This is a genomic window from Pseudomonas phenolilytica, assembly GCF_021432765.1.
In the GTDB taxonomy this organism is placed as follows: Bacteria; Pseudomonadota; Gammaproteobacteria; order Pseudomonadales; family Pseudomonadaceae; genus Stutzerimonas; species Stutzerimonas phenolilytica.
The window spans coordinates 30259-53638 of the sequence record NZ_CP058908.1 but is presented as its reverse complement, the minus strand read 5'-3'; the positions used below and the strand labels follow the sequence as shown (position 1 = coordinate 53638).

The 23380-nt window shown below is 64.3% G+C and carries 28 protein-coding genes and 4 tRNA genes; 15 read left to right on the top strand and 17 right to left on the bottom strand.

Annotated features, from left to right (window positions below; translation table 11 throughout):
• Positions 1–69 precede the first annotated feature (69 nt).
• The 7 genes from gltX (at position 70) to dinB (ending at position 3996) form a co-directional block, all read left to right on the top strand.
• On the top strand, positions 70–1551 hold the full coding sequence (gene gltX, locus HU825_RS00345) for a glutamate--tRNA ligase (RefSeq protein WP_234302686.1): 1482 nt from the start codon (positions 70–72) through the stop codon (positions 1549–1551).
• A 178-nt stretch (positions 1552–1729) separates the two neighbouring features.
• A tRNA-Ala gene (locus tag HU825_RS00340) sits at positions 1730–1805 on the top strand.
• A 50-nt stretch (positions 1806–1855) separates the two neighbouring features.
• Positions 1856–1931 (top strand) — tRNA-Glu (locus HU825_RS00335).
• Between the two features lie 50 nt (positions 1932–1981).
• Positions 1982–2057: transfer RNA gene (locus tag HU825_RS00330), tRNA-Ala, on the top strand.
• Between the two features lie 45 nt (positions 2058–2102).
• Positions 2103–2178 (top strand) — tRNA-Glu (locus tag HU825_RS00325).
• 214 nt (positions 2179–2392) lie between these two features.
• Complete coding sequence (locus tag HU825_RS00320; protein ID WP_054095159.1) at positions 2393–2842, top strand: acyl-CoA thioesterase; 450 nt, start codon at positions 2393–2395, stop codon at positions 2840–2842.
• 155 nt (positions 2843–2997) lie between these two features.
• Complete coding sequence (gene dinB, locus HU825_RS00315) at positions 2998–3996, top strand: DNA polymerase IV (RefSeq protein ID WP_231736850.1); 999 nt, start codon at positions 2998–3000, stop codon at positions 3994–3996.
• 206 nt (positions 3997–4202) lie between these two features.
• On the opposite strand, the gene HU825_RS00310 is transcribed toward dinB, so the two are convergent.
• From HU825_RS00310 to HU825_RS00255, 12 genes are all read right to left on the bottom strand, one after another.
• Positions 4203–4610, bottom strand: a complete 408-nt coding sequence (locus HU825_RS00310; RefSeq protein ID WP_043299179.1) for an META domain-containing protein — start codon at positions 4608–4610, stop codon at positions 4203–4205.
• Positions 4607–5041, bottom strand: coding sequence for a hypothetical protein (locus HU825_RS00305; RefSeq protein WP_234302685.1), 435 nt, complete (start codon positions 5039–5041; stop codon positions 4607–4609). Before HU825_RS00305 ends, HU825_RS00310 begins: the two co-directional genes overlap by 4 nt.
• A 77-nt stretch (positions 5042–5118) precedes the next feature.
• A complete protein-coding gene (locus tag HU825_RS00300) occupies positions 5119–5925 on the bottom strand; it encodes a dienelactone hydrolase family protein (RefSeq protein WP_054095157.1) in 807 nt (268 codons plus the stop codon).
• 131 nt (positions 5926–6056) lie between these two features.
• Positions 6057–6653: a cytochrome c3 family protein gene (locus HU825_RS00295; protein ID WP_054095156.1), complete on the bottom strand. Its 597-nt coding sequence runs from the start codon at positions 6651–6653 to the stop codon at positions 6057–6059.
• Between the two features lie 10 nt (positions 6654–6663).
• The gene (locus tag HU825_RS00290; RefSeq protein ID WP_054095155.1) at positions 6664–7152 is read right to left on the bottom strand and encodes a nitrate reductase cytochrome c-type subunit; all 489 of its coding nucleotides are present in this window, start codon (positions 7150–7152) and stop codon (positions 6664–6666) included.
• An 11-nt stretch (positions 7153–7163) separates the two neighbouring features.
• Positions 7164–9668: a nitrate reductase catalytic subunit NapA gene (gene napA / locus HU825_RS00285; RefSeq protein WP_234302684.1), complete on the bottom strand. Its 2505-nt coding sequence runs from the start codon at positions 9666–9668 to the stop codon at positions 7164–7166.
• Positions 9668–9928, bottom strand: coding sequence for a chaperone NapD (locus HU825_RS00280; protein ID WP_043299190.1), 261 nt, complete (start codon positions 9926–9928; stop codon positions 9668–9670). Before HU825_RS00280 ends, napA begins: the two co-directional genes overlap by 1 nt.
• A 72-nt stretch (positions 9929–10000) precedes the next feature.
• A complete protein-coding gene (gene napE, locus HU825_RS00275; RefSeq protein ID WP_008569939.1) occupies positions 10001–10177 on the bottom strand; it encodes a periplasmic nitrate reductase, NapE protein in 177 nt (58 codons plus the stop codon).
• A 276-nt stretch (positions 10178–10453) separates the two neighbouring features.
• Positions 10454–10948: a SprT family zinc-dependent metalloprotease gene (locus tag HU825_RS00270; protein ID WP_043299191.1), complete on the bottom strand. Its 495-nt coding sequence runs from the start codon at positions 10946–10948 to the stop codon at positions 10454–10456.
• A gap of 41 nt (positions 10949–10989) precedes the next feature.
• A complete protein-coding gene (locus HU825_RS00265; RefSeq protein WP_138300266.1) occupies positions 10990–11661 on the bottom strand; it encodes a Yip1 family protein in 672 nt (223 codons plus the stop codon).
• Between the two features lie 148 nt (positions 11662–11809).
• Positions 11810–12409, bottom strand: a complete 600-nt coding sequence (locus HU825_RS00260; protein ID WP_043299194.1) for a Yip1 family protein — start codon at positions 12407–12409, stop codon at positions 11810–11812.
• 139 nt (positions 12410–12548) lie between these two features.
• Positions 12549–13142, bottom strand: coding sequence for a DNA-J related domain-containing protein (locus tag HU825_RS00255; protein WP_234302683.1), 594 nt, complete (start codon positions 13140–13142; stop codon positions 12549–12551).
• Between the two features lie 133 nt (positions 13143–13275).
• Between HU825_RS00255 and ttcA the strand changes: the two genes are divergently transcribed.
• Complete coding sequence (ttcA, locus tag HU825_RS00250; protein ID WP_008569930.1) at positions 13276–14100, top strand: tRNA 2-thiocytidine(32) synthetase TtcA; 825 nt, start codon at positions 13276–13278, stop codon at positions 14098–14100.
• A 30-nt stretch (positions 14101–14130) separates the two neighbouring features.
• Here the strand turns inward: ttcA and HU825_RS00245 are convergent, their stop codons facing one another.
• Entirely contained in the window at positions 14131–14823 is a 693-nt protein-coding gene (locus HU825_RS00245; RefSeq protein WP_234302682.1) for an MOSC domain-containing protein, read from the bottom strand.
• A 109-nt stretch (positions 14824–14932) separates the two neighbouring features.
• Here HU825_RS00245 and HU825_RS00240 point away from each other — a divergent pair, with 109 nt between their 5' ends.
• The 4 genes from HU825_RS00240 (at position 14933) to HU825_RS00225 (ending at position 17845) form a co-directional block, all read left to right on the top strand.
• On the top strand, positions 14933–15376 hold the full coding sequence (locus HU825_RS00240; protein WP_234302681.1) for an HIT family protein: 444 nt from the start codon (positions 14933–14935) through the stop codon (positions 15374–15376).
• Between the two features lie 99 nt (positions 15377–15475).
• A complete protein-coding gene (locus HU825_RS00235; RefSeq protein ID WP_234302680.1) occupies positions 15476–16441 on the top strand; it encodes an ABC transporter substrate-binding protein in 966 nt (321 codons plus the stop codon).
• Positions 16438–17199 (top strand): ABC transporter permease, encoded by a 762-nt coding sequence (locus HU825_RS00230; protein ID WP_234302679.1) that lies wholly within the window; start codon positions 16438–16440, stop codon positions 17197–17199. The genes HU825_RS00235 and HU825_RS00230 overlap by 4 nt, the downstream gene beginning before the upstream one ends.
• Positions 17192–17845, top strand: a complete 654-nt coding sequence (locus HU825_RS00225; protein ID WP_234302678.1) for an ABC transporter ATP-binding protein — start codon at positions 17192–17194, stop codon at positions 17843–17845. The genes HU825_RS00230 and HU825_RS00225 overlap by 8 nt, the downstream gene beginning before the upstream one ends.
• A 6-nt stretch (positions 17846–17851) precedes the next feature.
• On the opposite strand, the gene HU825_RS00220 is transcribed toward HU825_RS00225, so the two are convergent.
• Together HU825_RS00220 and HU825_RS00215 are read right to left on the bottom strand one after the other, a co-directional pair.
• Complete coding sequence (locus HU825_RS00220) at positions 17852–19117, bottom strand: DUF445 domain-containing protein (protein WP_054095145.1); 1266 nt, start codon at positions 19115–19117, stop codon at positions 17852–17854.
• 230 nt (positions 19118–19347) lie between these two features.
• Positions 19348–19746: a hypothetical protein gene (locus tag HU825_RS00215; RefSeq protein WP_043299208.1), complete on the bottom strand. Its 399-nt coding sequence runs from the start codon at positions 19744–19746 to the stop codon at positions 19348–19350.
• A gap of 336 nt (positions 19747–20082) precedes the next feature.
• Between HU825_RS00215 and HU825_RS00210 the strand changes: the two genes are divergently transcribed.
• Positions 20083–20277 (top strand): hypothetical protein, encoded by a 195-nt coding sequence (locus HU825_RS00210; protein WP_043299210.1) that lies wholly within the window; start codon positions 20083–20085, stop codon positions 20275–20277.
• A 99-nt stretch (positions 20278–20376) separates the two neighbouring features.
• Positions 20377–20814, top strand: a complete 438-nt coding sequence (locus tag HU825_RS00205; RefSeq protein ID WP_043299212.1) for a hypothetical protein — start codon at positions 20377–20379, stop codon at positions 20812–20814.
• 50 nt (positions 20815–20864) lie between these two features.
• Here HU825_RS00205 and HU825_RS00200 read toward each other — a convergent pair whose 3' ends face one another.
• Positions 20865–21236, bottom strand: coding sequence for a DUF6746 family protein (locus HU825_RS00200; RefSeq protein ID WP_234302677.1), 372 nt, complete (start codon positions 21234–21236; stop codon positions 20865–20867).
• A 212-nt stretch (positions 21237–21448) separates the two neighbouring features.
• On the opposite strand from HU825_RS00200, the gene HU825_RS00195 reads away from it, so the two are divergent.
• Positions 21449–21997, top strand: a complete 549-nt coding sequence (locus HU825_RS00195; RefSeq protein ID WP_234302676.1) for a glutathione peroxidase — start codon at positions 21449–21451, stop codon at positions 21995–21997.
• A gap of 37 nt (positions 21998–22034) precedes the next feature.
• Here the strand turns inward: HU825_RS00195 and HU825_RS00190 are convergent, their stop codons facing one another.
• Positions 22035–23282, bottom strand: a complete 1248-nt coding sequence (locus HU825_RS00190) for an OmpP1/FadL family transporter (RefSeq protein ID WP_234302675.1) — start codon at positions 23280–23282, stop codon at positions 22035–22037.
• Positions 23283–23380: the final 98 nt, after the last annotated feature.

Genomic DNA, 23380 nt, shown 5'->3' with positions numbered 1-23380 from the left:
CAGCCGGCGCCGCGCCTGCTAACATTCGCGCCTTCGATTTTTCCGTCCGTCCTTCGTTCGAGAGCTTCCATGACCACGGTCCGCACCCGCATCGCGCCATCTCCGACCGGCGATCCCCACGTCGGCACTGCCTATATCGCGCTGTTCAACCTGTGCTTCGCGCGGCAGCACGGCGGCCAGTTCATCCTGCGCATCGAGGACACCGATCAGGTACGTTCGACCCGCGAGTCCGAGCAGCAGATCTATGACGCGCTGCGCTGGCTGGGTATCGAGTGGGACGAGGGGCCGGACGTCGGCGGTCCGCACGGTCCGTACCGGCAGAGCGAGCGGGGCGCGATCTACAAGCAGTATTCGGACGAGTTGGTCGCCAAGGGCCACGCCTTCCCGTGCTTCTGCTCCGCCGAGCGTCTGGATGCGGTGCGCGCCGAGCAGATGGCCAACAAGGAAACCCCGCGCTACGACGGTCACTGTATGCACATTGCGCCGGAAGAGGCGCAGCGTCGCGTGGCCGCCGGCGAATCGCACGTGGTTCGCATGAAGGTGCCGAGCGATGGCGTCTGCGTGGTCAAGGATATGCTGCGCGGCGAAGTGGAGATCGGCTGGGACCGCATCGACATGCAGGTGCTGATGAAGGCCGACGGCCTACCCACTTACTTTCTCGCCAACGTGGTGGATGACCATCTGATGGGCATCACCCACGTGCTGCGCGGCGAAGAGTGGCTACCGTCCGCGCCCAAGCTGCTCAAGCTGTACGAGTACTTCGGTTGGGAAGCGCCGGTGAACTGCTACATGCCGCTGCTGCGCAATCCGGACAAGAGCAAGCTTTCCAAGCGCAAGAACCCCACCTCGATCACCTTCTACCAGCGCATGGGTTTCCTGCCGCAGGCGATGCTCAACTACCTGGGCCGCATGGGCTGGTCGATGCCCGACGAGCGCGAGAAGTTCACCCTGCGGGAGATGATCGAGCACTTCGATATCCTGCGCGTATCCCTCGGCGGGCCGATCTTCGATTTGGAAAAACTCTCCTGGCTGAACGGCCAGTGGCTGCGCGAGCTGCCGGTGGAGCGCTTCGCCGAAGAAGTGCAGAAGTGGGCGTTCAATCCCGCGTATCTGATGAAGATCGCACCGCACGTGCAGCAGCGCGTGGAGACCTTCAGTCAGATCGCACCGCTGGCCGGTTTCTTCTTTTCCGGCGCGCTGAGCCTCGATAGCGCGCTGTTCGCGCATAAGAAACTGGATGAAGCCCAGGTGCGTCAGGTGCTGCAGTTGATCCTCTGGAAGCTGGAGGCGCTACGGCATTGGGAGAAGGAGCGCATCACCGGCTGTATCACGCAGGTCGCCGAGCACCTCGGTTTCAAGCTGCGCGATGTGATGCCGTTGATGTTCGCGGCGATTACCGGGCAGGCGAGTTCGGTGTCGGTGCTCGATGCCATGGAAATCATCGGGCCGGATCTGACCCGCTTCCGGCTGCGCAATGCGTTGGAGCTGCTTGGCGGCGCGTCGAAGAAAGAAGCCAAAGAGTGGGAGAAGCTGCTCGCGGTGATCGGCTGATCGCCCCGCAGATTGAGGCCGCGCCCCGTTACGCGGGCGCGGCATGCGAGGGCGACGGCATGGCGCCATTCGTCGGCGTTAAGTATTTGTTCCTGTTGCCAAAAACTTCGGGGTCGCGGTCGAAAATAATGTTGACACTGCCTAGGTGCGCCCCTAATATGCGCCCCGTCCTCGAGATGGGGCTATAGCTCAGCTGGGAGAGCGCTTGCATGGCATGCAAGAGGTCGACGGTTCGATCCCGTCTAGCTCCACCAATCTCGATTGCCACACCGATCATTTGATCGGTCGCCTTTGAAGGGCTTGCGTCCCCTTCGTCTAGTGGCCTAGGACACCGCCCTTTCACGGCGGTAACAGGGGTTCGAGTCCCCTAGGGGACGCCATTTTTCAGCTGCTGCACGATGTGTAGCGCACGTCGCGAGACGCTAAATCCGGGGCTATAGCTCAGCTGGGAGAGCGCTTGCATGGCATGCAAGAGGTCGACGGTTCGATCCCGTCTAGCTCCACCAATTCCACGCGCTTCGGCAAATTTGCCGGATCGTATCGAAGGTTTCGTCCCCTTCGTCTAGTGGCCTAGGACACCGCCCTTTCACGGCGGTAACAGGGGTTCGAGTCCCCTAGGGGACGCCATTTTATTGCCCGTCTTGGGCTTCAAGGGGTCATTCCATCATGGAGTGGCCCTTTTGTTTTTTGGCGTCGAAAATACTCCGTCCCGTCTCTGCGTCATTTTTCTGCATACTTCGGCGTTCTGAATGTCAGGGCATAGCGGTGCCTTGCTATGGAGTGACAGCGGGGCTCGGCTGGTTTTTCATGCACGCTGCGGCGTTAACGTAAGGGGAACATCATGGGGTGGGATCTGGCGGATGCGTTCGTCATCGAGCTGGATGTCGGCGCCGAACATATCGACGAACTCGGTCATGCCAACAATGCGGTCTACGTGTCGTGGTTGGAAAGCTGCGCCTGGCAGCATTCGCGTAGCCTGGGGCTCGGCCTGGAAGACTACCGCCGGCTGAACCGCGCAATGGCGGTGCTGCGCCATGAGATTGATTATCTGGCCGCCGCCTATCAGGGCGATCATCTGTGCTTGGCAACCTGGATCGTCGAGTCCGATCAGCGGTTGAAGATGAAACGGCATTTCCAGCTCGTACGGCCGGCGGACGGGGTGACGCTGCTGCGCGCGCAGACTACGTTCGTGTGCATCGAGATGTCCTCCGGCAAGCCAAAGCGCATGCCGGCGGAGTTCATCGAAGGCTATGGCCGCGCGTTGATCGAACCCTATCCGCTCGGGCTCTGACCGGAAGCAGGCTCGCCCAGTCACGATGTTGCTCGTATGATGCAGCGCCGACCGTGGTGGTCGCTTCCTTCGTCGGTAACTTCGCTGCCGTGAGCCAGAGCAAGTCCCGCAAGATCATCCATATCGATTGCGATTGCTTCTATGCCGCGATCGAGATGCGTGACGACCCGGCATTGGCCAATCGGCCGCTGGCGGTCGGCGGTGCCGCCGATCGGCGCGGAGTCATCGCGACGTGCAACTACGAGGCGCGCGCCTACGGAGTGCGCTCGGCGATGGCTTCGGCGCATGCGCTAAAGCTCTGTCCCGACCTGCTCATCCTGCGCCCGCGGATGGATGCCTACCGGGAGGCCTCGCGGGAAATCCATACGATCTTTCGTACCTATACCGACCTGATCGAGCCGCTGTCACTGGACGAGGCGTATCTAGACGTATCGGCCTGTGAGCATTTCTCCGGCAGTGCCACGCGCATTGCTCAGGACATTCGCCGTCGCGTCTGGCAGCAGCTGCGCATCACCGTCTCGGCCGGCGTGGCGCCGAACAAGTTCCTGGCCAAGATCGCCAGCGACTGGAACAAGCCTGATGGGCTGTTCGTGATCACGCCGGGCGAGGTGGAAGATTTCGTCAGGGAGCTGCCAGTCAATCGTCTGCACGGCGTCGGCCGGGTGACTGCCGAGAAGCTCGCCCGACTAGGCATTCGCAGCTGCGGCGATCTGCTTGCCTGGGACAAGCTGCAGCTGGTGCGTGAGTTCGGCGCCTTCGGCGAGCGGCTGTGGCACCTCGCTCGGGGGATCGATGAACGCCCCGTGCAGGTGGAAAGCCGACGGCAATCGGTCAGCGTCGAGCAGACCTACGATCAGGACCTGCCGGATCTCGCCGCCTGCCGTGCACAGCTGCCCGAACTGCTGGCGCAGCTCGAGCGACGGATGGCGCGGCTGGACAGCGGCTACCGGGCGGGTAAACCGTTCGTCAAACTTAAGTTCCACGACTTCACTCAAACCACCCTGGAGCAGGCCGGCGCCGGCCTGGCGCTGGAGGATTACGCCGATCTGCTTGCCGGCGCATTCGCCCGCGGGGCGCGGCCGGTTCGGCTGATCGGCGTCGGGGTGCGGCTGATCGATCTGCGCGCGGGCTTCGAACAGTTGAAACTGTTCTGACCGTCATTGCGGTCGCGGCGGCGAATTAAAGGGGGGATTGCCCGGCCTGCCTGTACCGAGGTCCCCGAAACTGTCTGAGGACGTTCTGCACAGTCTGTGCCAGCAGGTTGAGCGCGGCGTGGAGCGGACGTTCAGGTCGACGCGAGCGCGTTGGCGCGCGCGAGGTTGGTGCGCAGACCGGCTGATCTGCGCGGTTTTGGCACAGCTCAGCCTTGTTCGGGCCAGAAACGTACCGCGGTGCCGTCACTGGGCCACAGGCGCAGCTGGTCGATGTTAGAGACATCCCAGCGTTCTACGCGCGAGAGGACGTCGAGGAAGTGCTGTTCCTGCTCCATGATCTCTTCGGCGCATAGCTTGCGCGTGCTGCCCAGATTGCTGAAGCGAATCCGCTGACCGTCGAGTTCATAGCTGCCGAACCAGTGGTTGCAGCCGGCATTGCCGTACGCGCGACCGTCACTGAGCGTGAGTGAGACGGGCGTGCGTCCGATCACCGGGTCGTCGCCGATCCATTCGGCGATGTAGGTGACGTCCTTCTGCAGCTTCAAGGGCTCGACGGCGCAGCCCGCGAGACCCACGGCGAGCAGGGTAGCGGTAAGGGTGTGCGAAACGTTCATTTGGCCTCCTGGCAGTTCGAGCAAAAATGGCCGCCGTCCCGTTCGCGCCAACCGAGCTCGACGATGCGCGCCTGCGCCGCCGGTGCGCGCGCCGACTCGCCGAGCGCGGCGTCCACGGCGAATTCGAAGTCGAGACGTTTGCCGCAGCCGTCGCAATCGACCTGCCAGTTGAGGATCGCCAGCTCGCGGAACACTGGGCCGCGGCAGACCGCTACCCATTGCCCGGGCGGGCTGATCAGGTGGCGGACTTTGTCCACGGTCAGGTGTTGCGACAGATCGCGGCTGCCCTTGAGTGTGACGATCAGTACGTCGCCAGTGCGGATCGAGCCACCGTTGCCGGTGACCTGGTAGCGGCCCGGCGCCAGGGCGCGGCATTCAGTGAGGGTGTGCGCGGGATTGAGCAGGGTGTAGCGGAAGTCGTGTTCGGCCATGACTCGGGATCGGCAAGAGAATCAGGCGGCCATGCTACCACGTCGCCCCGCCGCGCCGGGCGGTGGGGCGAGCGGGGTCATTGCGCTGTGGCGGCTTGCGCGGTACCGAAGGTCTGCTCGAAGAAGCGCTGCATGTCCGCCCAGGAGCGTTCGTCCGCAGCCTTCTGGTAGGCCACGTCGAGGCCGTCTTTCTGGTGCGTGTCGGCAGCCGGGTTGCTGAAGCCGTGCTTCGCGCCGGGCAAGCTGACGAACTGGTAGTCGGCGCCGGCCTTGACCATTTCCACGTTCAGCGCGGCGATGTCATCGGTGCTGATCATGCTGTCCTCGCTGCCATGCTCGACCAGCACGCGCGCCTTGATGCTGCCCGGTACGGCGCGGGTCTCGGTGGCGAGCGCACCGTGGAAGCTGACCACGCCTTCCAGCGGTACGCCCTGGCGTGCCATGTCCAGCACCACCTTGCCGCCGAAGCAGTAGCCGATGGCGCCGAGCTTGGCGGTGTCGGTCTGTGGTTGCGCCTTGAGCAGGTCGAGCCCGGCGACGAAGCGGTTCCGGGCGGCGTCGGCATCCTTCAGTGCGGCCTGCATGAAGGCCATCGCGTCCTTGGGGTGTTCGGTGTTCTTGCCCTCGCCGTACATGTCGATGGCCAGAGCGCTGTAGCCTAGTTCGGCGAGATCGCGCGCGCGGCGCTTGGCGTAGTCGTTGAGCCCCCACCATTCATGCACCACCACGATGCCCGGCCGCGGGCCGTCAATGGCGTCGTCATAGGCGAAGTAGCCCTTCATCTGCGTGCCGTCGGCGGCGGTGTAGGGGATTTCCTGGGTCTGGACCGCAGCGTTGGCGGTGAGGCTGGCGACCATGAGCAGGCCGAACAGGCTATGGCGCATCGGGGACTCCTTGACGGGCGAGCGGACGGGCAATGGGTGGTGTGTCACAAGAATAGCGGCTGTTGGACTGACTGCGGGCGCAACGGTTCGGCAGGCACCAGGCCGTAGCCTGGAACCTGCGCGTCGTGCGCTTACCAGCCCGGTACGCCGTGCATGTCCGGCAGTTTGTGGGCGATGCCCTTGTGGCAGTCGATGCAGGTGGCCTCGCCGCTGGCCAGCGCGGTGGAGTGGAACTTGGCGGCGCGCGGGCTCTGCCGGGTGAAGTCCATGTAATCGAAGTCGTGGCAGTTGCGGCACTCCAGCGAATCATTGGCCTTCAGCCGCGCCCACTCGTGCTCGGCCAACTCGCGGCGCTTGTCGAGGAACTTCTCGCGGGTGCTGATGGTGCCGAAGATCTTGCCCCAGACCTCCTTGGACGCTTGCATCTTGCGCGCGATCTTGTCGGTCCATTCATGCGGCACGTGGCAGTCCGGACAGGTCGCGCGCACGCCGGAGCGGTTGCTGTAGTGGATGGTGTCCTTGATCTCCACGTAGACATTGTCTTCCATCTCATGACAGGAGATGCAGAAGGCCTCGGTGTTGGTGGCTTCCAGCGCGGTGTTGAAGCCGCCCCAGAACACGATGCCGGCGATGAACCCGCCGAGCACCAGCGCGCCCAGGCTGTAATGCACGCTCGGGCGGCGCAGGACGGTCCAGTAGCGCTTGAGAAACGGCAGTATCGACTTCATCGGCGGGCCCTCACGGTGTGTTGCCGGGTTGCGAGGTTTCCCGGTACAGCAGTTCGTCGATGTTCTTGAACTCGTTCTCCACCAGCGGCTTCACGTCCTGCTGCGGTACGTGGCACTGCGTGCAGAAGTAGCGCCGTGGCGCCACGGCGGCCAGGGTCTGGGCGTCGCGGTCGGTGTAGTGGGTGATGCTGATCATCGGCGACTGAGTGCGCGCGCTGTTCTCCCGGCTGTGGCAGGACAGGCATTTGTTGGCGTTCTTGTCGACGTGATAGCCGCGAATGGTATGCGGGATGGTCGGTGGCTGCTCCGGGTAGTTGCGCTCGCGGCGCAGGTCCTTGTTCTCCTCGTCGTGCAAGGGCGGCGGGGTGAACTCCTGGGTCAGCGTCCCGCCGGGACGACGCCCGTCCGGCGCGGGGGCGTCCAGCGGATAATTGGTTTCGGCGGCGATGGCCAGGCCGAACACCGCGAGCAGGCTCAGCGGCAGAAAACGGAATTTCATGGCGGCTCTCCTCAGGCGATGCTGACCACTTCGATCTTGACGGCGCATTTCTTGTAATCGGTCTGCTTGGAGATCGGGTCGGTGGCGTCGAGAGTGACTTTATTGATCAGTTTGTTGGCGTCGAAGAACGGCACGAACACCAGACCCTGCGGTGGTTTATTGCGCCCGCGGGTTTCCACCCGTGCCTGCATTTCGCCGCGCCGGCTGATCACTTTCACCACGCTGCCGCGCCGCGCGTTGAGCTTGCGTGCGTCCTCGGGGTGCATGTAGACGAGCGCGTCGGGTACCGCACGGTGCAGTTCGTCGACCCGCTGGGTCATGCTGCCGGTGTGCCAGTGTTCCAAGACGCGGCCGGTGCTGAGCCAGAACGGGTAGTCGGCGTCGGGCACCTCGGCGGGCACCTCGTAGGGCAGGGCGAAGATGATCGCCTTCTTGTCCGGGTAGCCGTAGAACTGCACGCCGCTGCCTTTCTCGACGTAGGGGTCGTGGCCTTCGCGATAGCGCCAGCGGGTTTCCTTGCCGTCGACGACCGGCCAGCGCAGGCCGCGTTCCTCGTGATAGGTGTCGAACGGCGCCAGGTCGTGACCGTGGCCGCGACCGAACTCGGCGTATTCCTCGAACAGGCCCTTCTGCAGGTAGAAGCCGAAGGCCTCCGCCTCGCGGTTGCGAAAGCCGGTGGCGATATCAGCGGCGGGGAAGCGGTCGACCTTGCCGTTCTTGAACAGCACGTCGAACAGCGTCTTGCCCTTGAGTTCCGGTGCCTTGGCCAGCAGTTCTGCGGGCCAGACCTCGTCGACGCTGAAGCGTTTGGAGAACTCCGCCAGCTGCCAGAGATCCGAGCGCGCCTCGCCGGGCGCATCGACCAGCTGATGCCAGAACTGCGTGCGGCGCTCGGCGTTGCCGTAGGCGCCTTCCTTTTCTACCCACATGGCGCTCGGCAGGATCAGGTCGGCGGCCTGCGCCGAGACGGTCGGATAGACGTCGGAGACGATGACGAAGGTCTCGGGATTGCGCCAGCCCGGCAGGGTTTCCTGCATCAGGTTGGGGCCGGCCTGGATGTTGTTGGTGACCTGCGTCCAGTACACCTTGAGCTTGCCGTCCTTGAGCATGCGGCTCTGCTCGACGGCGTGGAAGCCGGGCTTTTCCTGGATGGTGCCTTCGGGCAGCTTCCAGATCTTCTCGGCGGTGGCGCGGTGCTTGGGATTGGCCACCGCCATGTCAGCCGGCAGACGATGGGAGAATGTGCCGACTTCGCGTGCGGTGCCGCACGCCGATGGCTGGCCGGTGAGCGAGAAGGGGCTGTTGCCCGGCTCGCTGATCTTCCCGGTGAGCAGATGGATGTTGTAGATCATGTTGTTCGCCCAGACACCGCGGGTGTGCTGGTTGAAACCCATCGTCCAGAACGACATGACTTTGGTCTTCGGGTCGGCGTACAGCTCGGCCAGCGCGCGCAGGCGCTCGGCCGGTACGCCGGATTCCTGTGCCGCGTGTTCCAGGGTGTAGGGTTTGAGGAACTCGGCGTAGTCCTCGAAGCTGATGTCGCTCCAAGTGTTGGCGACCTTGGCGTTCTCCGCCTTCAGCTCGCGCGGGTCGGTGGGGCGCAGGCCGTAACCGATGTTCTGCGCGCCCTTGGCGAAGCGGGTGTGCTTATCGATGAAGTCCTTGTTAACCGCGCCGCTCTGAATGATGTGGTTGGCGATGTAGTTGAGGATCACCAGGTCGGTCTGCGGGTTGAACACCATCGGGATGTCGGCGAGCTCGAAGCTGCGATGCTCGAAGGTCGACATCACCGCGACTTTCACGTGCGGCGCGCTCAGGCGGCGGTCGGTCACGCGCGTCCACAGCACCGGGTGCATCTCGGCCATGTTCGAGCCCCAGAGCACGAAGGCGTCGGCCACTTCGATGTCGTCGTAGCAGCCCATCGGTTCGTCCATTCCGAAGGTGCGCATGAAGCCGAACGCCGCCGAGGCCATGCAGTGGCGGGCGTTGGGGTCGATGTTGTTGGAACGAAAGCCGGCCTTCATCAGCTTGTTGGCGGCGTAGCCTTCCCAGATCGTCCACTGACCGGAGCCGAACATGCCGATGGCTTCCGGGCCGCCGGCCTTGAGTGCGGCCTTGTACTTCTCTTCCATGATGTCGAACGCCTGCTCCCAGCTGATCGGCTGGAACTCGCCCTGTTTGTCGAACTTGCCATCCTTCATGCGCAGCAGGGGCTGGGTCAGGCGGTCGCTGCCGTACATGATCTTCGACAGGAAGTAGCCCTTGACGCAGTTGATGCCGCGGTTGACCTCGGCCTTGACGTCGCCGTGGGTGGCCACCACGCGGTTCTCCCGGGTGGCCACCATCACACTGCAGCCGGTGCCGCAGAAACGGCAGGGCGCCTTGTTCCAGTTCAGGTTGGTGGCGTCCGCTTCGGTGACGAGGTTGGCCGCGCTGGTGGCGATCGGCATGCCGGCGACGGTGGCGGCGATGGCCGCCGCGTTGGCCTTGGCGAATTGACGACGGGTCATGCTCATCAGGCTTCTCCTTCGAGGCCGAGAAGTTCTTCGTGGTAGATCAGGGCGGCGTTGAGTACGCCCGGCAGCTGCTGGATCTGGTCGATGGCGTTCAGGATGTGGCGTTCATGCTCGGCTTCGAGCACCACCACCAGCTTGCCGGCGGCGCTCTCCTGATGCAGTTCGAGGTTCGGCAGGCGGCGCAGGTTGGCCTTGACCGCCGGCAGCACTTCGGGGCGGCAATGCACCAGCAGGCTGGCGATATGCAGGGTGTGATCCATCGGTAATGTTCCGGCTGATCGATGAGTTCGGGACGCGAGCCCCGGCGAGAAACACGGATAGCGCGGCGCTTGTCAGGCCGGTCCCGGCGGACCGAAGAACATCTGCGAAATCCAGACGATGAAGCCGTACCCGCTGACCAGCGCGATGCTCAGCAAGGGGAACAGGAAGACGATGAGGAAGATGAACAGGCGGGTTTCATCGCGCTTCTGCGAGGGCGACGAGTCAGGCGTATCGGGTGTTGTTGTCATTTTCGTACTCCGAACCGACGTGCAAGGCAGTCTAGTCAGTGACCTCCGGATGGCAATCGGCGTTCATCCGATTAGCGCGCGTCGCACGCTCCGCCGCGTGAACAGCAGTGGGCGCGCAGATTAATCCTGACAGCGCAATGTTGCGACTTTTCGACGCAGGGGCGAGGGGTTTTATCGGATTCGCGCGACGTGGTGCCGCTTTGGTCACGGTTACATTCGGTAATGCATTCTCGGGCGCGACGGGCAGGGAACGGTCGCCGGAGCGGCGCTGCGCCGTTACTCGACGCGTTGCTGGCCGGTGAAGACCAGCGTCGTCCGGCAACTGCGGCAGATGTAGCGACGGCCCTTGCGCACCAGGGCATGGCGTTGTGCGGTGAAGGGGAAGTCGCGCTCCGTGCACGCGCAGCGATACAGGTACAGCGTGCGCTGGCGTCGGACGATCGTGTAGCTGTGGCAGCGCTCCGGCGGTAGTTCGTAGACGCCCTGCATGATCAGCCGCCACTCCGCGCCATGTGGCTGAATGTTCGGGCCGAAGACGCGGTGGGCAATCAGGTGGGCAACTTCGTGGGCAACGGTCTGCCGGAGAAAGTGCTCGCTGTTCTCCCGGTACAGCTGCGGATTGAAGCGCAGCAGATTTTCCTGCAGGTGCGCCACGCCGGCCTTCTGTCCGCGCAGGCGGAAGCTCACCTGCGGGCGTTCGAAGCGTTGCTTGAAAAAGGCCTCGGCTTGCTGGTAACAGGCTTCGACACGGGCGTTGAGTCGTTCGGGCATGGGGGCTCCACCGCGGGTGGGGCATTATGCCAAAGCCGGCTTCAGCGCTGCAGGCCCGGCGGCTCCTGGCGCGGACGCTCCTCCTGGGTGCCGTAGCTCTGATCCTGCACCAGATCGCGCTCGTAGTTCGGGTCGAGTACCAGCATCCAGAACAGGATCATCGGTATCTTGATGTTGACCAGCACCAGCAGGCCGACGCCCCAAGCGCTGGCGGCATAGAGAAAGCTGTTGCGGCTGTCGAGGCGCATGAACGTCGGCAGGCCGACCAGCAACAGATAAGTCGCATAGAGTCCGGCGGCAATCAGCACGACGAGCGCGAGCCAGCGCGTCGGATACAGCGCGCCCAGGCCGGCGAGGAAGAATGGCGTGATGACGTAGGCGGTGAAGCCGACGCATTGGTTGAATGTCGGTCGCGCCTCGAACGAGCGTGACATCCAGCGCAGAAACCAGCCCATGACAAAGGTGCCGAGGATGATGCTCAGGTAGATCACCACGCTCAGTTGCAGCGCGCTGCGTGTATCCAGGCGGATGCGCTCGTCCTCGACCAGGCTCCAGCCCACCAGACGTGTACCGATGAACATGCAGACCGCCGGCAGCAGGGCGAACAGCAGCAGATGCAGCAGATAGTTGGAACTGTTACTGGCCTCGTCGCGCCGGATGTCGGTCCACGCCTTGTCAGGGCGGGTCAGCAAGGTGAACAGGTGCGGGGTCATACCGAGTCTCCATCTGCGTGCGGGAGAGGCCGGCCGCCGTAGCGGGCGCGGTCGCGTTACAGATGTAGAACGGCGGATGCCGCAAGGGTTTCGCCACCATACATGCAAGGGCCGCCCACGGCGGCCCCTGATGGATGCCGCTGAACGCTCAGCGCACGTAGACCGGCCCGAAGCCCATGCCCCAGGTGATCACCGAGATCGCGATGATCGCCACCAGCACTACCAGCCCGACGGCCAGCACCGAGCTGGAGAACATGAAGCCCTCGTCCTCCGGGATGTTCATGAACTTCGGCAACCCGACGTAGAGCAGGTAGGCGGTGTAGCAGATCGCCGCGGTGCCCACCAGCATGAACAGCCAGACATGCGGGTATAGCCCCGCCAGACCGCCAATGAACAGCGGAGTTGCGGTGTAGGCGGCGAAGGCGATGCATTGGCTGAGCGTCGGACTGGCGTCATAGGTGCGCGCCATCCAGTGGATGAAACCACCCATGACCGCGACGCCCGCGAGCATGGCGAGGTACGAGAGGATCACCAATTGCAGACAGCTCGCTTCGGTCAGCCTGACCGGCTCGCCGCCGCCGATGCTCCAGCCGACCTGGGTGGCGCCGATGAAGGCGGATATCGCGGGAATGGCCGCCAGTAGCAGCACATGTCCCAGGTACATGCGGCCGATGGATTCATTCTCGCCGCGGATCTCACGCCATTCCTGACCGGGATGGGTGAACAGGCCCCACACGTGATTGATCATGCCAGCGTCTCCTCTGCTATTGGTCGGCCGCGCGCCTGGCAATTCGTCCGAGCGACGGCAACGTGCGACCTTATGCCGCAGTATAGGGAGGCATGCCGAGGATGCAGGTGCTTGGTTAGAGCGAATCGAAGCTAGGTGGTCAACGGTAATAGCGTTGCAGAATTTCCATCGCCAGATTGATCGATTGCAGGCGCTGCGTGCTGCCGCCGCGGTCGGGATGATGCTGGCTCACCAGCTGGCGGTAGCGCTGCTTGATGATGTGCATGTCCAGCGGCTGGGCGAGGCGATCCAGCTCGAACAGCTCCAGCGCCGCGCGTTTGTCCTCGTCGCCCTGCATGCGGGTCCAGAAGCTGGCCAGCAGGCGTTCGACGGCGGGCTCGTCGGTGTCGCGCAGGTTGCTGAGGTCCAGGTAGTAGGCGCGCAGCGGGTCTTCTTCGACCAGCGCGTGGGTGCCGGCGTCGTAGGGATGCAGCTGGATGCAGAGCGCCGTGATGTGCAGATGGCCGCCGGCATCCCGCCAGAGCTGGTCGCGCAGTTGATAGAGCGCGTTGAACAGCAGAAAGTGGGTGCGGAACAGCACCAGCTTGTCGGTCAGCGGCAAGTGGGGAATGTGCGTGCAGTGGCGCCGCTTGAGCTGCTGGATCAGCTCGAATTCGCTGAAGCCTTGCGGCTGCTCGCGCAGCAGGATGAGCAGTTGCGCTGGCAGGTCCATCGCGGGGGAGAGGTCGTCCATGCGCGCAGCCTAGCACAGCGTATCCCCGGCCAAGTCTGCGGCGCTTCACAGCGTCGCGCCTGCCGGATGGGCTGGGGCCGCACGCGCTTTGCGCGTAAAATGCGCGGCTTTCGCATTCCTCCGGATTTCCAGCATGGGCACCCTTTCGGTCAACCAGAACAAACTGCAGAAGCGCCTGCGCCGCCTGGCCGGCGAGGCCGTCACCGACTTCAACATGATCGAGGACGGCGACAAGGTCATGGTCTGCCTGTCCGGCGGCAAGGACAGCTACACCATGCTCGACGTGCTGCTGTATCTGCAGAAGGTCGCGCCGATCAAGTTCGAGGTCGTGGCGGTCAACATGGACCAGAAGCAGCCGGGCTTCCCCGAACACGTGCTGCCCGAGTACCTGAAGGGCCTCGGCATCGAGTACCACATCATCGAGAAGGACACCTACTCGGTGGTGAAGGAGAAAATTCCGGAAGGCAAGACCACCTGCTCGCTGTGTTCGCGCCTGCGTCGCGGCACGCTGTATACCTTCGCCGACGAGATCGGGGCGACCAAAATGGCGCTCGGGCATCACCGCGACGACATCCTGGAAACCTTCTTCCTCAACATGTTCTACGGCGGCACGCTCAAGGCCATGCCGCCCAAGCTGCTCTCCGATGACGGCCGCAACGTGGTGATCCGTCCGCTGGCCTACTGCAACGAGGCGGATATCGAGGCCTACTCGAAGATGAAGGAGTTCCCGATCATCCCCTGCAACCTCTGTGGCTCGCAGGAAAACCTGCAGCGCCAGGTGGTCAAGGAGATGCTGCAGGAGTGGGAGCGCAAGTCGCCGGGGCGCACCGAGATCATGTTCCGTGCGCTGCAGAACGTGGTGCCCTCGCAGCTGGCCGACCGCAACCTGTTCGACTTCAAGAGCCTGCGCATCGACGACAGCGCCACACCGCGCTTCGTCGACGTGATGAGCCTGTAACCAGCGCCGTGCCTGCTCGCGCCGGGCCGCTCAGGCGTCCGGCGCGCCGTACAGGCGCTTGCTCCAGTCTTCCACCGCGTTGACCTCCAGCCTCCGCTCCACCAGCTTGCGCCAGTTCGGCACCAGCGGCAGCTCGGCCAGTTCCTGCAGGGCGGCGTGGTCGAGGGTGTGGCGGTAGAGCACGTCCATCACCCTGGTCAGCGACCAGCGCGGGTAGGGGCGCTGCTCCAGCATCAGGCTCTGTCCGGCCTGCAGCTCGCCGGGCTCCAGCACTTGGTAATACCAGCCGGTCATGCCGCTCTGCTGCACGCGTAGCGCCATGTCGGTGACGCCGAAACGATCGTTGAGCTTCCAGCACGGCTGGCGCGATTGCGCCACCTGCAGCAACACGTCGCCGCAGCGCAGCACGTCGCCCAGGCACAGATCGGCCTCGCTGAGCCCGCGGGTGCTGATGTTCTCGCCGAACGCACCGGGCTGTTCGAGCACCGGCAGCCGACCGAGCTGCTCGATCCAGCGTTGGTAGTGCTCGTAAGGATAGTGATGCACGGCCTTGTGGATGCCGCCATGCACGCGTCGATCGCCCTGTTCGTCGCCGGCCAGCCCCTCGACACCGACCGCCAGCGGCCCGGCCACCGGCTGCTTGGCGATGGCGCTGTGGCTGCCCGGGCGGGTATAGGGGACGGCCTTGCCGACGAGCAGGTGTTCGATTCTGGCCAGTTGCATGCGCGGCTCCTTGGCTGAGTGGAAGATCGGGCCGGCGGCCGCGGCGACGCTTGGCCTGGCCGCGGGCTCCGGCTATGGTCTGCGTTCGTCCTCAGCCTGGAGAAGTCCGGTGTCCCTGATCGCCAGTTACGACCCGCAGAACATTTTCGCCCAGATCATCCGCGGCGACGCGCCCTGCTACAAGCTCTACGAGGATGACGAGGTGCTCGCCTTTCTCGATCTGTTTCCGCAATCGTTCGGCCACACGCTGGTGATCCCCAAGCGCTCGGCGGCGTGCAACATCCTCGACGTGGACAGCGATGCGCTGGCGGCCGTGATGCGCGTGGTGCAGCAGCTGACCCGCGCGATCGTCGCCGAGCTGCAGCCGGACGGCGTGCAGGTCGCGCAGTTCAACGGCGCCCCGGCGGGGCAGACGGTGTTCCACATCCACATGCACATCGTCCCGCGCTACGCCGGCGAGGGGCTCGGCATCCACGCCGCCGGCAAGGCCGATCCGGCCGAGCTGGAAAAACTGCAGGTGCGTCTGCAGCGGCGCATCGCCGCGCTGGCCTGAGTCATGCGGCGAGGGTCGTGGCGCGGGGCGACCATCGCAGCAGGCAACAGGCACCAAAGTACTATTCGTGCCCCACGGGTGGCTTCGTAACCTGCGGGCATGATGCCTTCATTGCCCGCCCTCATCCGATCCCTTCTGCGCCTGACGCTGGTGCTGCTGCCGCTGTGCGCGCAGGCGCAGGAGCTGCCGGTGCTGACCCTCAGCGTGCTGCAGTTCGGCACGCCGCACTGGGAGCTGGAGCACCTCAAGCGCCAGCAGCTGGACCGTGCCAACGGCTTCGAGCTGCGGGTGCGGTTGGTGGCCGATGTGCCTGCCTCGCGGCTGGCGCTGTCCAGTGGCAGTGCCGACGGTGCGGTGAGCGACCTGCTCTGGGCCCAGGCGCGCTACCAAGCCGGCTCAGCCTACCGCTACCTGCCGTTTTCCGCGCAGATCGGCGAAGTGCTGGTGCCCACCGGCAGTGCCATTCGCCAGCTGGCGGACCTGCGCGGCAAGCGCCTCGGTGTTGCCGGTGGCCCCGACGGGCTGGGCTGGCGGTTGTTGCAGCAGGCGGCGGTAAGGCAGGGTATCGATCTGGCTCGGGAGGCGCAGGTGCAGTACGCCGCACCGCCGCTGCTCGGTCAGGCACTGCGCCGCGGTCAGCTGGACGCGCTGCTGACCTTCTGGCATTTCTCCGCGCGCATGCGTGGCGAGGGCGGGGTGCAGAGCGCATTCGGTCTGGCCGACCTGATGAAGTCGTTTGAGCTTGATACGCACTTGCCGGTACTCGGCTATCTGTTCCCCGAGCCCTGGGCGCAGAGCCACGAAGACCTGCTGCAGCGCTTCGCCCGCGCACTGCGCCAGACCAAGAACGAATTGGCTCGCGAGCCGGAACACTGGCAGGCGCTGCGTCCGCTGATGCGCGCCGAGAGCGACGCGGTGTTCGCCGCCTTGCGTGGCAGCTTTGTCGAAGGCATTCCGCCGCCATTGGATGCGGCGCGCCTCGCCGACCTGCAGCGACTGCTGGTGCTGACCGGCGCCGATCCGGCGAGGCTGATGCCAGCCACGGCGTTCCAGAGCGCGCCATGAACGGCTCGCGCTGGGCCTGCTGGATCGCCCTGCCGGTGCTGCTGGCACTCTGGGCGGCGGTGGCGCTGGCGGTGCAGACGCCCTTGCTGCCGAGTCCGGCGGCGGTGCTCGATACCTTCCGGCAGGCCGTGCAGAGCGGCGAGCTGCCCGAACACCTGCTGGTGACCCTGCGCCGTGTGCTGTTCAGCTTCGCCCTGGCGATGACGCTGGGCACGCTGCTCGGCGTGTGGATGGGCCGTTCGCGGCTGGCCAATGCGCTGCTCAATCCGGTGCTGGTGCTGTTTCTCAACCTGCCGGCGCTGGTCACCATCATCCTGCTGTATGTCTGGTTCGGTCTGGTGGAGGCGGCGGCGGTGCTGGCGGTGGTGGTCAATAAGGTGCCGAACGTGGCGGTGACGGTGCGCGAAGGCGCGCGCAGCCTCGATCCCAAGCTTGAACAGATGGCGCGGGTCTATGGCTTCAGCCGCTGGCAGCGGGTCGTCGATGTCTGGCTGCCGCAGCTGTTTCCCTACCTGATGGCGGCGACGCGCGGCGGGCTGGCGCTGATCTGGAAGATTGTGCTGGTGGTGGAGCTGCTTGGGCGTTCGGATGGTATCGGCTTTCAGCTGCACATGGCCTTCCAGGTATTCGACGTGGCCAGCATCCTCGCCTACAGCCTGGCCTTCATCGCCGTGGTGCAGCTGATCGAGCTGGCGCTGCTGCAACCGTTGGAGCGGCGCGCCTCGGCCTGGCGCGAAGCGGGCGTGCGTCATGCTTGATCTACGCTTGGACGGCCCCGGCGTCGGCCATCCGATACTTGGCGTGATCGAGGCCGAGGTACGCGCCGGCGACCGCATCTGTCTGCTCGGCCCATCCGGTGTCGGCAAGACCACGCTGCTCAACGCCATTGCCGGTCTCGATTCGCAGCTCAGCTCGCTGATCCGCCGTCGTGCGGAGCTACGCGTCGGCTATTTGTTCCAGGAGCATCGCCTGCTGCCCTGGCGCACGGTGCGGCAGAACCTTGCAATGGTCGGTGCCAGTGCTGCGGACAGCGAGCGGCTGCTGGCCGAGGTGGGGCTTGTTGGCGCTGGCGATTGCTTCCCGGAGCAGCTGTCGCTGGGCATGGCGCGCCGCGCGGCGCTGGCGCGCAGCCTGGCGATCAAACCCGACCTGCTGCTGCTCGACGAGCCCTTTGCCTCGCTGGACGCCGAACGCGCCGGCGAGCTGCGCCAGCTGATCACCCGTCTGCTGGATCAGCATCCCGACATGGCGATGATCTGCGTGACCCACGACCCGCGCGATGCGGATGAGCTGGCCAACCGCCTGTGGTACCTGAGCGGTACGCCGGCGACGCTGCGCTGTGACGAGCGCCTCTCCGGTTCGGCCAGCGCCAGCCAGATCAGCGCGCGGCTGCGCAGCGCCTGACGCGCTTCAACCGGCGACGAGCTGCGTCAGCGCATGCAGCAGCAGCCCGACCAGCCCGCCGACCAGCGTGCCGTTGATGCGGATGTACTGCAGGTCCTTGCCGACGCTCTGCTCCAGCTGCTCGACCAGCTCGCGGCTTTCCCAGTTCTCCACGCGTTCGGCGATGTAGGTGCCGATCTGCCCGCGATAGCGTTCCAGCAGGCCGGGTGCGGCGGCCAGCAGTTGTTCGTTGATCCAGTTGCGCATGGCCTGGTCGGCCGCCAGCCCGTCGCCCAGGCCGCGGCACAGCGCGACGATGCGTCGGCCGATGCGTGAGTCGGTGCTGGCCAGATCGCTTTCCAGCCATTGCGTCAGCTCCGCCCAGAGGTCGCGGAAATAGGTGCTGGTGGCCGGGTGGTCCAGCAGCTGCGCGAGGATGCGTTCGACTTCCAGCGCATAATCCGGGTCCTGTTCCAGGCGCTCGATGTATTCGCCGACGTGCTCGTCGAAGCGCTGGCGGATTAGATGTTCCGGGTCGGCGGCGATTTCGGCGATCAGCGCGGACAGACCGTCTACGAACTTGTTGGCTGACCAGCCGCTGACCGGGCGACTCAGGCCCAGATAGCGCAGCGTGCGGATCTCCCGGCTGATGGCGTCCGCCACCAGCGCGCGGGTGTCCTCGTCCTGCATGATCGAATCCAGGCGCAACATCAGCTCGTCGAGCATCGCCTGATGCCGGCCCTGGCTGGTCAGCACGCGCAGCGCCTGGGCCAGCGGCGGGGCGAGGTCGAACTTGCGGACGCGGCCGATGACCTTGGCTTCGACGAAGGCGCGCACGCGCTCATCATGCAGCGCGGCGATGCCGAAATGCGCAACCCCGGTGAGCTGGCGGCCGACCGCTTCGGCATTCGCCGGATGGCGCAGCCAACCCGCCAGGCGCGCAGCGAGGTCCAGTTCCTGCAGCTTGGCCAGCACCAGCGGTGTGGCGAGGAAATGCGTGGTGATGAAACCCGACAGGCTCTGCCCGATGCGTGCCTTGCTGCGCGGAATGATCGCCGTGTGCGGGATCGGCAGGCCGAGCGGATGGCGAAACAATGCGGTGACGGCGAACCAGTCGGCGATTGCGCCGACCATTGCCGCTTCGGCGAACGAGGCGAGGTAGCCCCAGGCGGGATGCGCGGCCTCGAAGTGGGTCGCGATGACGTAGAGCAGGGCGGCCAACAGCAGCAGAAGGCCGGCGACCAGCTTCATGCGAGAAACCGGCGATTGCCAGGCGCTGATCAACAAACGCATGGGATTCCTCGTCGTTGATGGTGGGGCAGGTATGCAATAGACAGTGAAGCAGGGTTACGCGGTCGGTACGGGTAGCCGAAGGGCGTACCGCTTCGAAGGACGGATTCAGTCGGCCGGTAGTGTTGCGGTTCATGGGTGGGCTGAAGCCCACCCTACGGTCCGTTGTGAACCCGTAGGGTGGATGCCGCTTTTTACATCCACCGAAATGCCGAACGGCGGACGCGGTGTGATCAGAGCTGCTCTTCTTCCTCGCGGATCAGGACGTACTGACCTTCGGCGTCGCTCAGGCAGTCCCAGACATAGAACATCGAGACCTTGCCCGGCTGCTCGGTGACGGCCGCATAGTCGCCAGGCACGACGGTGAAGTAGGCGCCGGAGCCAGGCGCGGCTTCGCAGGCGATGCGAGCGACGACAAAGGCTTCCGGCGCGGTACCGTCGAAATAGTCGTCACGGTCCTTGGCGTCCCATTCGGCAGGTGCTTCAAAGGGGCCGCTAATGATGATGCGCGCGTCGCCGAGGTCCTGTTCTTCCGCTTCCTCGTCGTATTCGTCGGGGCGGTACAGGGTGCATTCCAGGGCGTCCGGGTTTTCGAGAATGGCCGCGCGGGATTGGGGGGTGAGTGTCTGCATGGAATCTCCGACTGCGGTTGGGTGTGAGCGGCCAGTGTGGTGGAGCCGCCAGGGCAGTGCAATCGGAAGCGTGGTCGCACGTTTCGGCGAAACCCCGCAGCGTCGGCGCAGCCCGGCGCCACGTGTGGCTTGCCTCGTCTGCCTTCAGGCGTGGAAATGGTCGACTTGGATACGAAATTCGCGGCCAGCAGACTGCCGCCCGCAGCGCTTTAGTCCTGGTCGGCGAGACGTCGCAAGCGGCAGCCTTCTGACCGCCGGCAGGAGGCATGCCGAACGTCGCGCGGTTTGCCGTCTCCAATGGCTATCGACAGCCGAACCCGCAGACCCGAGGACGCCATGAGTCGCAACGACGATCAGCCGAACGAAGAACCCGATGTGACGATGACGAACGCCGGCGAGAAAAATCCCGGTGAGGATCCGGATTTCGACGACAAGCCGTCTCCTCCGATCGAGGATGATCGGGAGCCCGAAGTGCTGCCGGACGATCCCGATATCCTCGGCAACGATGGTTCCAGCGGGCCCGGCGCCTGACCTCACCTGGTAACGCGCAGAGCGGCCGCGCTTTTTGCGTGCTGGCGATCAATGCTTGGCCTAGGCTTGTCGCTTCGCTGTGTCGCCGAGGATTCGCCCATGCGCCTGCTGTCTGCCGTTTCCTGCCTGCTGATGCTGGCGGGCTGCTCGTCGTGGCAACCGCAACCGGAAGAAATCAAGCCGGTGCCCGCGGAGCGCGTCCTGGCCTTCCAGCAACCACTGGATAATGCCGGCGAGATAGTGGTCACACGGGATTTCGGCTGGCGCGGTGGCGGTTGTTACATCGCGCTGCTGATCGACAGAGAACTGGCGGCGCGCATTCATGTCGGTGAGCGGGTGCGCTTTCAGGTGCCAGCGGGCGCTCGTATCGTCGGCATCGGCACTGACCCGCTGGATGACAGTCTGTGCGGCAAGCTGAGTCTGCGCCGCGAGAAGCTGGCGAAGGTCGTGGCAGGGCAAACGCTGGAATTTCGTGTTATCAGCGGTAACGATGTCGGCTTCGACATCCTGCCCGTGGCCCCTGACGTCGGGCGCTAAGCTCGGAAGAAAAGCCCGTCAGATCGACGGGCTTTTTCATGCTGCTGCGCTTACTTGATAACGGTGCGTGCGGTCTTCAGGAATTCGTTTGCGTGCTCCCGTACCGCGTCGGCTTGTTGAGCTTCCGAGCTGATGTGAATCTCTTCGAGCGTGTCAGTCAGGCCGTCCATATCTTCGTTGATCTTTTCCAGCGCGTTTTGCAGCGTGTAGGTCAGCTCGTGGATTTCCTGCAGGCGTTCCGCTGTCGGTTCTTGTGCCAGCGCTTTTTCGAGTCGCTGGTTGTATTCGGAGAAATTGGCGACGGCCTCGGTCAGCGTGCGAGACGGAACGCCGTGAACCGGTGCGGCGCCGTCGTCGGCGAAGGTGTTGGAGGCGATGGTCGCGGCAAGTGCCAGAACGGCAGTCTGGATGAGCGTTTTCACGGCAGGTCCCTCTGGTAATGAGGGGCGCGAAAGTATCATCTGCCAATTCTGTCGCTGTGCAGCAGTGCACAGTTTGGCGCAGGCGAGCAGCCCTGGAACGAGTGTCTAGCTGCTGCTCGATCGGTTTGGTCGCACCAGCGGCACGGTTGCTGCGATTTGCCCGTTAACCTGCGGCGGAGTAGCGTGGACATCCAACCCTGCGGAGATCAGCCATGAAGGCCCTGACCCTCGTCGCTTTGCTTGCACTGACATCACCCATTGTTTCGGCGGTGGCCAGTGAATGCCCGGCATTGCTGCAGCACGAACTGCCCAAGCTGCGTTCGAAGGAAACCATCGATCTTTGCCGGCAGTTCCAAGGTAAAGCGCTGGTCGTCGTCAATACCGCCAGCCACTGCGGTTTCACACCTCAGTTCAAGGGGCTCGAGGCGCTTTACCAGCGCTACAAAGGCCAGGGGCTGGAAGTGCTGGGCGTGCCGTCGGACGATTTCTTTCAGGAATCCGATGACGAGGCCGAGACGGCCGAGGTGTGCTATGTGAACTACGGCGTGACCTTCGCCATGACGCAGACGCAGCCGGTGCGCGGCAGCGATGCTACGCCGCTGTTTCGCCAACTCGCCGAACAGGCCGGCGTGGCGCCGCGCTGGAACTTCTACAAGTACGTCGTAGACCGCCACGGCCAGGTGGTGGCGTACTTTCCCAGCAAAGTGAAGCCAGACGACCCGCGTCTGCTGGCGGCGGTGGAGCAGGCGCTACAGCGCTGAAACAAAAAGCCCCGGTAGGACCGGGGCTTTTTTTGCATCAGAAGCGGTAGCTCAACGAAGCGCCAAAACCGTGGGCGCTGTTTTCGTAGGTGGCGTTGTAGACACCACGGGTGGGGCTGCTACGGCGAATCTTGGTGTCTTCTTCCCACAGGTAGGAGTAGGCCAGATCGACCGTGACGTCCTCGGTTGGGTCCCAAGCCACACCGAAGCTTACCGCCGTACGGTCGCCGGATGGGATGCGTGGCGAACGGTGGGTGTTGTTGGTCGGGCTCTGATCGAAGGCCAGGCCGCTGCGCAGGGTCCATTGCTGGTTCAGCTTGAAGGCTGCACCCAGCGCATAGGACCAGGTGTCGTGCCAGTCCTGCTCTTCGATGATCGGGTCCAGACTGCCACCTTGCAGCGGGCCCGGAAGCGACTCGTTCTCGATGACAATCGCCTCGAAACGGCTCCAGCGTGTCCACATCGCGCCTGCGTACAGGGTCCAACGGTCATTCAGCTCGTGAGTCAGGGAGACGTCGACCGATTCCGGGGTGGTCAGATCCAGGGAGGCGTCGTACTTGCCGGCGAACGGACCGAAGCCTGCTCCGCTGAGCTTGGTATCGCCTTCAAGGGTGTATTCGACCTTCGAGTGGTAGGTCACGCCCATACGCGTGTGCGGCGTGAACTCATAGAGCACCCCCGCATTGAAGCCGACGGCGGTGTCATCACCTTTGACCTTGACCCGGCCGCCGTTGAGTGTGGCGCTCTGCAGCTCGCCATCGATGCGGTTGAGGGTCGGACCGATACCGAACGACAGTTTGTCGTTGAAACGGTAGCTGATGGTCGGCTGCACGGTGATTACGCGAACCTCACTGTAATCGCCGAAAAAACGCCCCTGGAAGCCGCTTTCGTAATCGGTCGCCAGACCGAACGGCACATAGATGCCGACGCCCAGTGCCCACTTGTCGTCGATCGGATTGACGTAATAACCCATCGGCACAGCGGTCGCTGGCACCATATCGCCATCATTGGAGCCGGTCGCCGGAAAGCTGCTGGTGTCGTCGATATCCGAGTTGGCCTCGATCGCCGCTGCGCCGAAGCTGACTTCTTCACGGGTCAGGCGGGACATGCCGGCCGGGTTGCCGAACAGGGTGGTGGCGTCGTCAGCCGAAGATGATCGGCCGGCGTAGGAGGTGCCCATGCCGCTGATGCTCTGTTCGTTCAGGGCGAAACCAGCGGCCATGGTCTGGCTGGACATTGCGCCCACGGCCAAGGCTAGAGCGGTCTTCAACCATGTTGTTTTCATTGTTGTACTCCTTAGAAAAAACGCGCCGGAACCTAGCAATCTTTTCTGACGAGCCGCAAATGAAACAGTGCAATTTTTCGTAAATCACACGACGATCG

Coding starts and splice junctions, on each gene's coding strand:
- gltX (WP_234302686.1), top strand. CDS start 70: ATGACCACGGTCCGCACCCGCATCGCGCCATCTCCGACCGGCGATCCC.
- HU825_RS00320 (WP_054095159.1), top strand. CDS start 2,393: ATGGGGTGGGATCTGGCGGATGCGTTCGTCATCGAGCTGGATGTCGGC.
- dinB (WP_231736850.1), top strand. CDS start 2,998: ATGCGTGACGACCCGGCATTGGCCAATCGGCCGCTGGCGGTCGGCGGT.
- HU825_RS00310 (WP_043299179.1), bottom strand. CDS start 4,610: ATGAACGTTTCGCACACCCTTACCGCTACCCTGCTCGCCGTGGGTCTC.
- HU825_RS00305 (WP_234302685.1), bottom strand. CDS start 5,041: ATGGCCGAACACGACTTCCGCTACACCCTGCTCAATCCCGCGCACACC.
- HU825_RS00300 (WP_054095157.1), bottom strand. CDS start 5,925: ATGCGCCATAGCCTGTTCGGCCTGCTCATGGTCGCCAGCCTCACCGCC.
- HU825_RS00295 (WP_054095156.1), bottom strand. CDS start 6,653: ATGAAGTCGATACTGCCGTTTCTCAAGCGCTACTGGACCGTCCTGCGC.
- HU825_RS00290 (WP_054095155.1), bottom strand. CDS start 7,152: ATGAAATTCCGTTTTCTGCCGCTGAGCCTGCTCGCGGTGTTCGGCCTG.
- napA (WP_234302684.1), bottom strand. CDS start 9,668: ATGAGCATGACCCGTCGTCAATTCGCCAAGGCCAACGCGGCGGCCATC.
- HU825_RS00280 (WP_043299190.1), bottom strand. CDS start 9,928: ATGGATCACACCCTGCATATCGCCAGCCTGCTGGTGCATTGCCGCCCC.
- napE (WP_008569939.1), bottom strand. CDS start 10,177: ATGACAACAACACCCGATACGCCTGACTCGTCGCCCTCGCAGAAGCGC.
- HU825_RS00270 (WP_043299191.1), bottom strand. CDS start 10,948: ATGCCCGAACGACTCAACGCCCGTGTCGAAGCCTGTTACCAGCAAGCC.
- HU825_RS00265 (WP_138300266.1), bottom strand. CDS start 11,661: ATGACCCCGCACCTGTTCACCTTGCTGACCCGCCCTGACAAGGCGTGG.
- HU825_RS00260 (WP_043299194.1), bottom strand. CDS start 12,409: ATGATCAATCACGTGTGGGGCCTGTTCACCCATCCCGGTCAGGAATGG.
- HU825_RS00255 (WP_234302683.1), bottom strand. CDS start 13,142: ATGGACGACCTCTCCCCCGCGATGGACCTGCCAGCGCAACTGCTCATC.
- ttcA (WP_008569930.1), top strand. CDS start 13,276: ATGGGCACCCTTTCGGTCAACCAGAACAAACTGCAGAAGCGCCTGCGC.
- HU825_RS00245 (WP_234302682.1), bottom strand. CDS start 14,823: ATGCAACTGGCCAGAATCGAACACCTGCTCGTCGGCAAGGCCGTCCCC.
- HU825_RS00235 (WP_234302680.1), top strand. CDS start 15,476: ATGATGCCTTCATTGCCCGCCCTCATCCGATCCCTTCTGCGCCTGACG.
- HU825_RS00230 (WP_234302679.1), top strand. CDS start 16,438: ATGAACGGCTCGCGCTGGGCCTGCTGGATCGCCCTGCCGGTGCTGCTG.
- HU825_RS00225 (WP_234302678.1), top strand. CDS start 17,192: ATGCTTGATCTACGCTTGGACGGCCCCGGCGTCGGCCATCCGATACTT.
- HU825_RS00220 (WP_054095145.1), bottom strand. CDS start 19,117: ATGCGTTTGTTGATCAGCGCCTGGCAATCGCCGGTTTCTCGCATGAAG.
- HU825_RS00215 (WP_043299208.1), bottom strand. CDS start 19,746: ATGCAGACACTCACCCCCCAATCCCGCGCGGCCATTCTCGAAAACCCG.
- HU825_RS00210 (WP_043299210.1), top strand. CDS start 20,083: ATGAGTCGCAACGACGATCAGCCGAACGAAGAACCCGATGTGACGATG.
- HU825_RS00205 (WP_043299212.1), top strand. CDS start 20,377: ATGCGCCTGCTGTCTGCCGTTTCCTGCCTGCTGATGCTGGCGGGCTGC.
- HU825_RS00195 (WP_234302676.1), top strand. CDS start 21,449: ATGAAGGCCCTGACCCTCGTCGCTTTGCTTGCACTGACATCACCCATT.
- HU825_RS00190 (WP_234302675.1), bottom strand. CDS start 23,282: ATGAAAACAACATGGTTGAAGACCGCTCTAGCCTTGGCCGTGGGCGCA.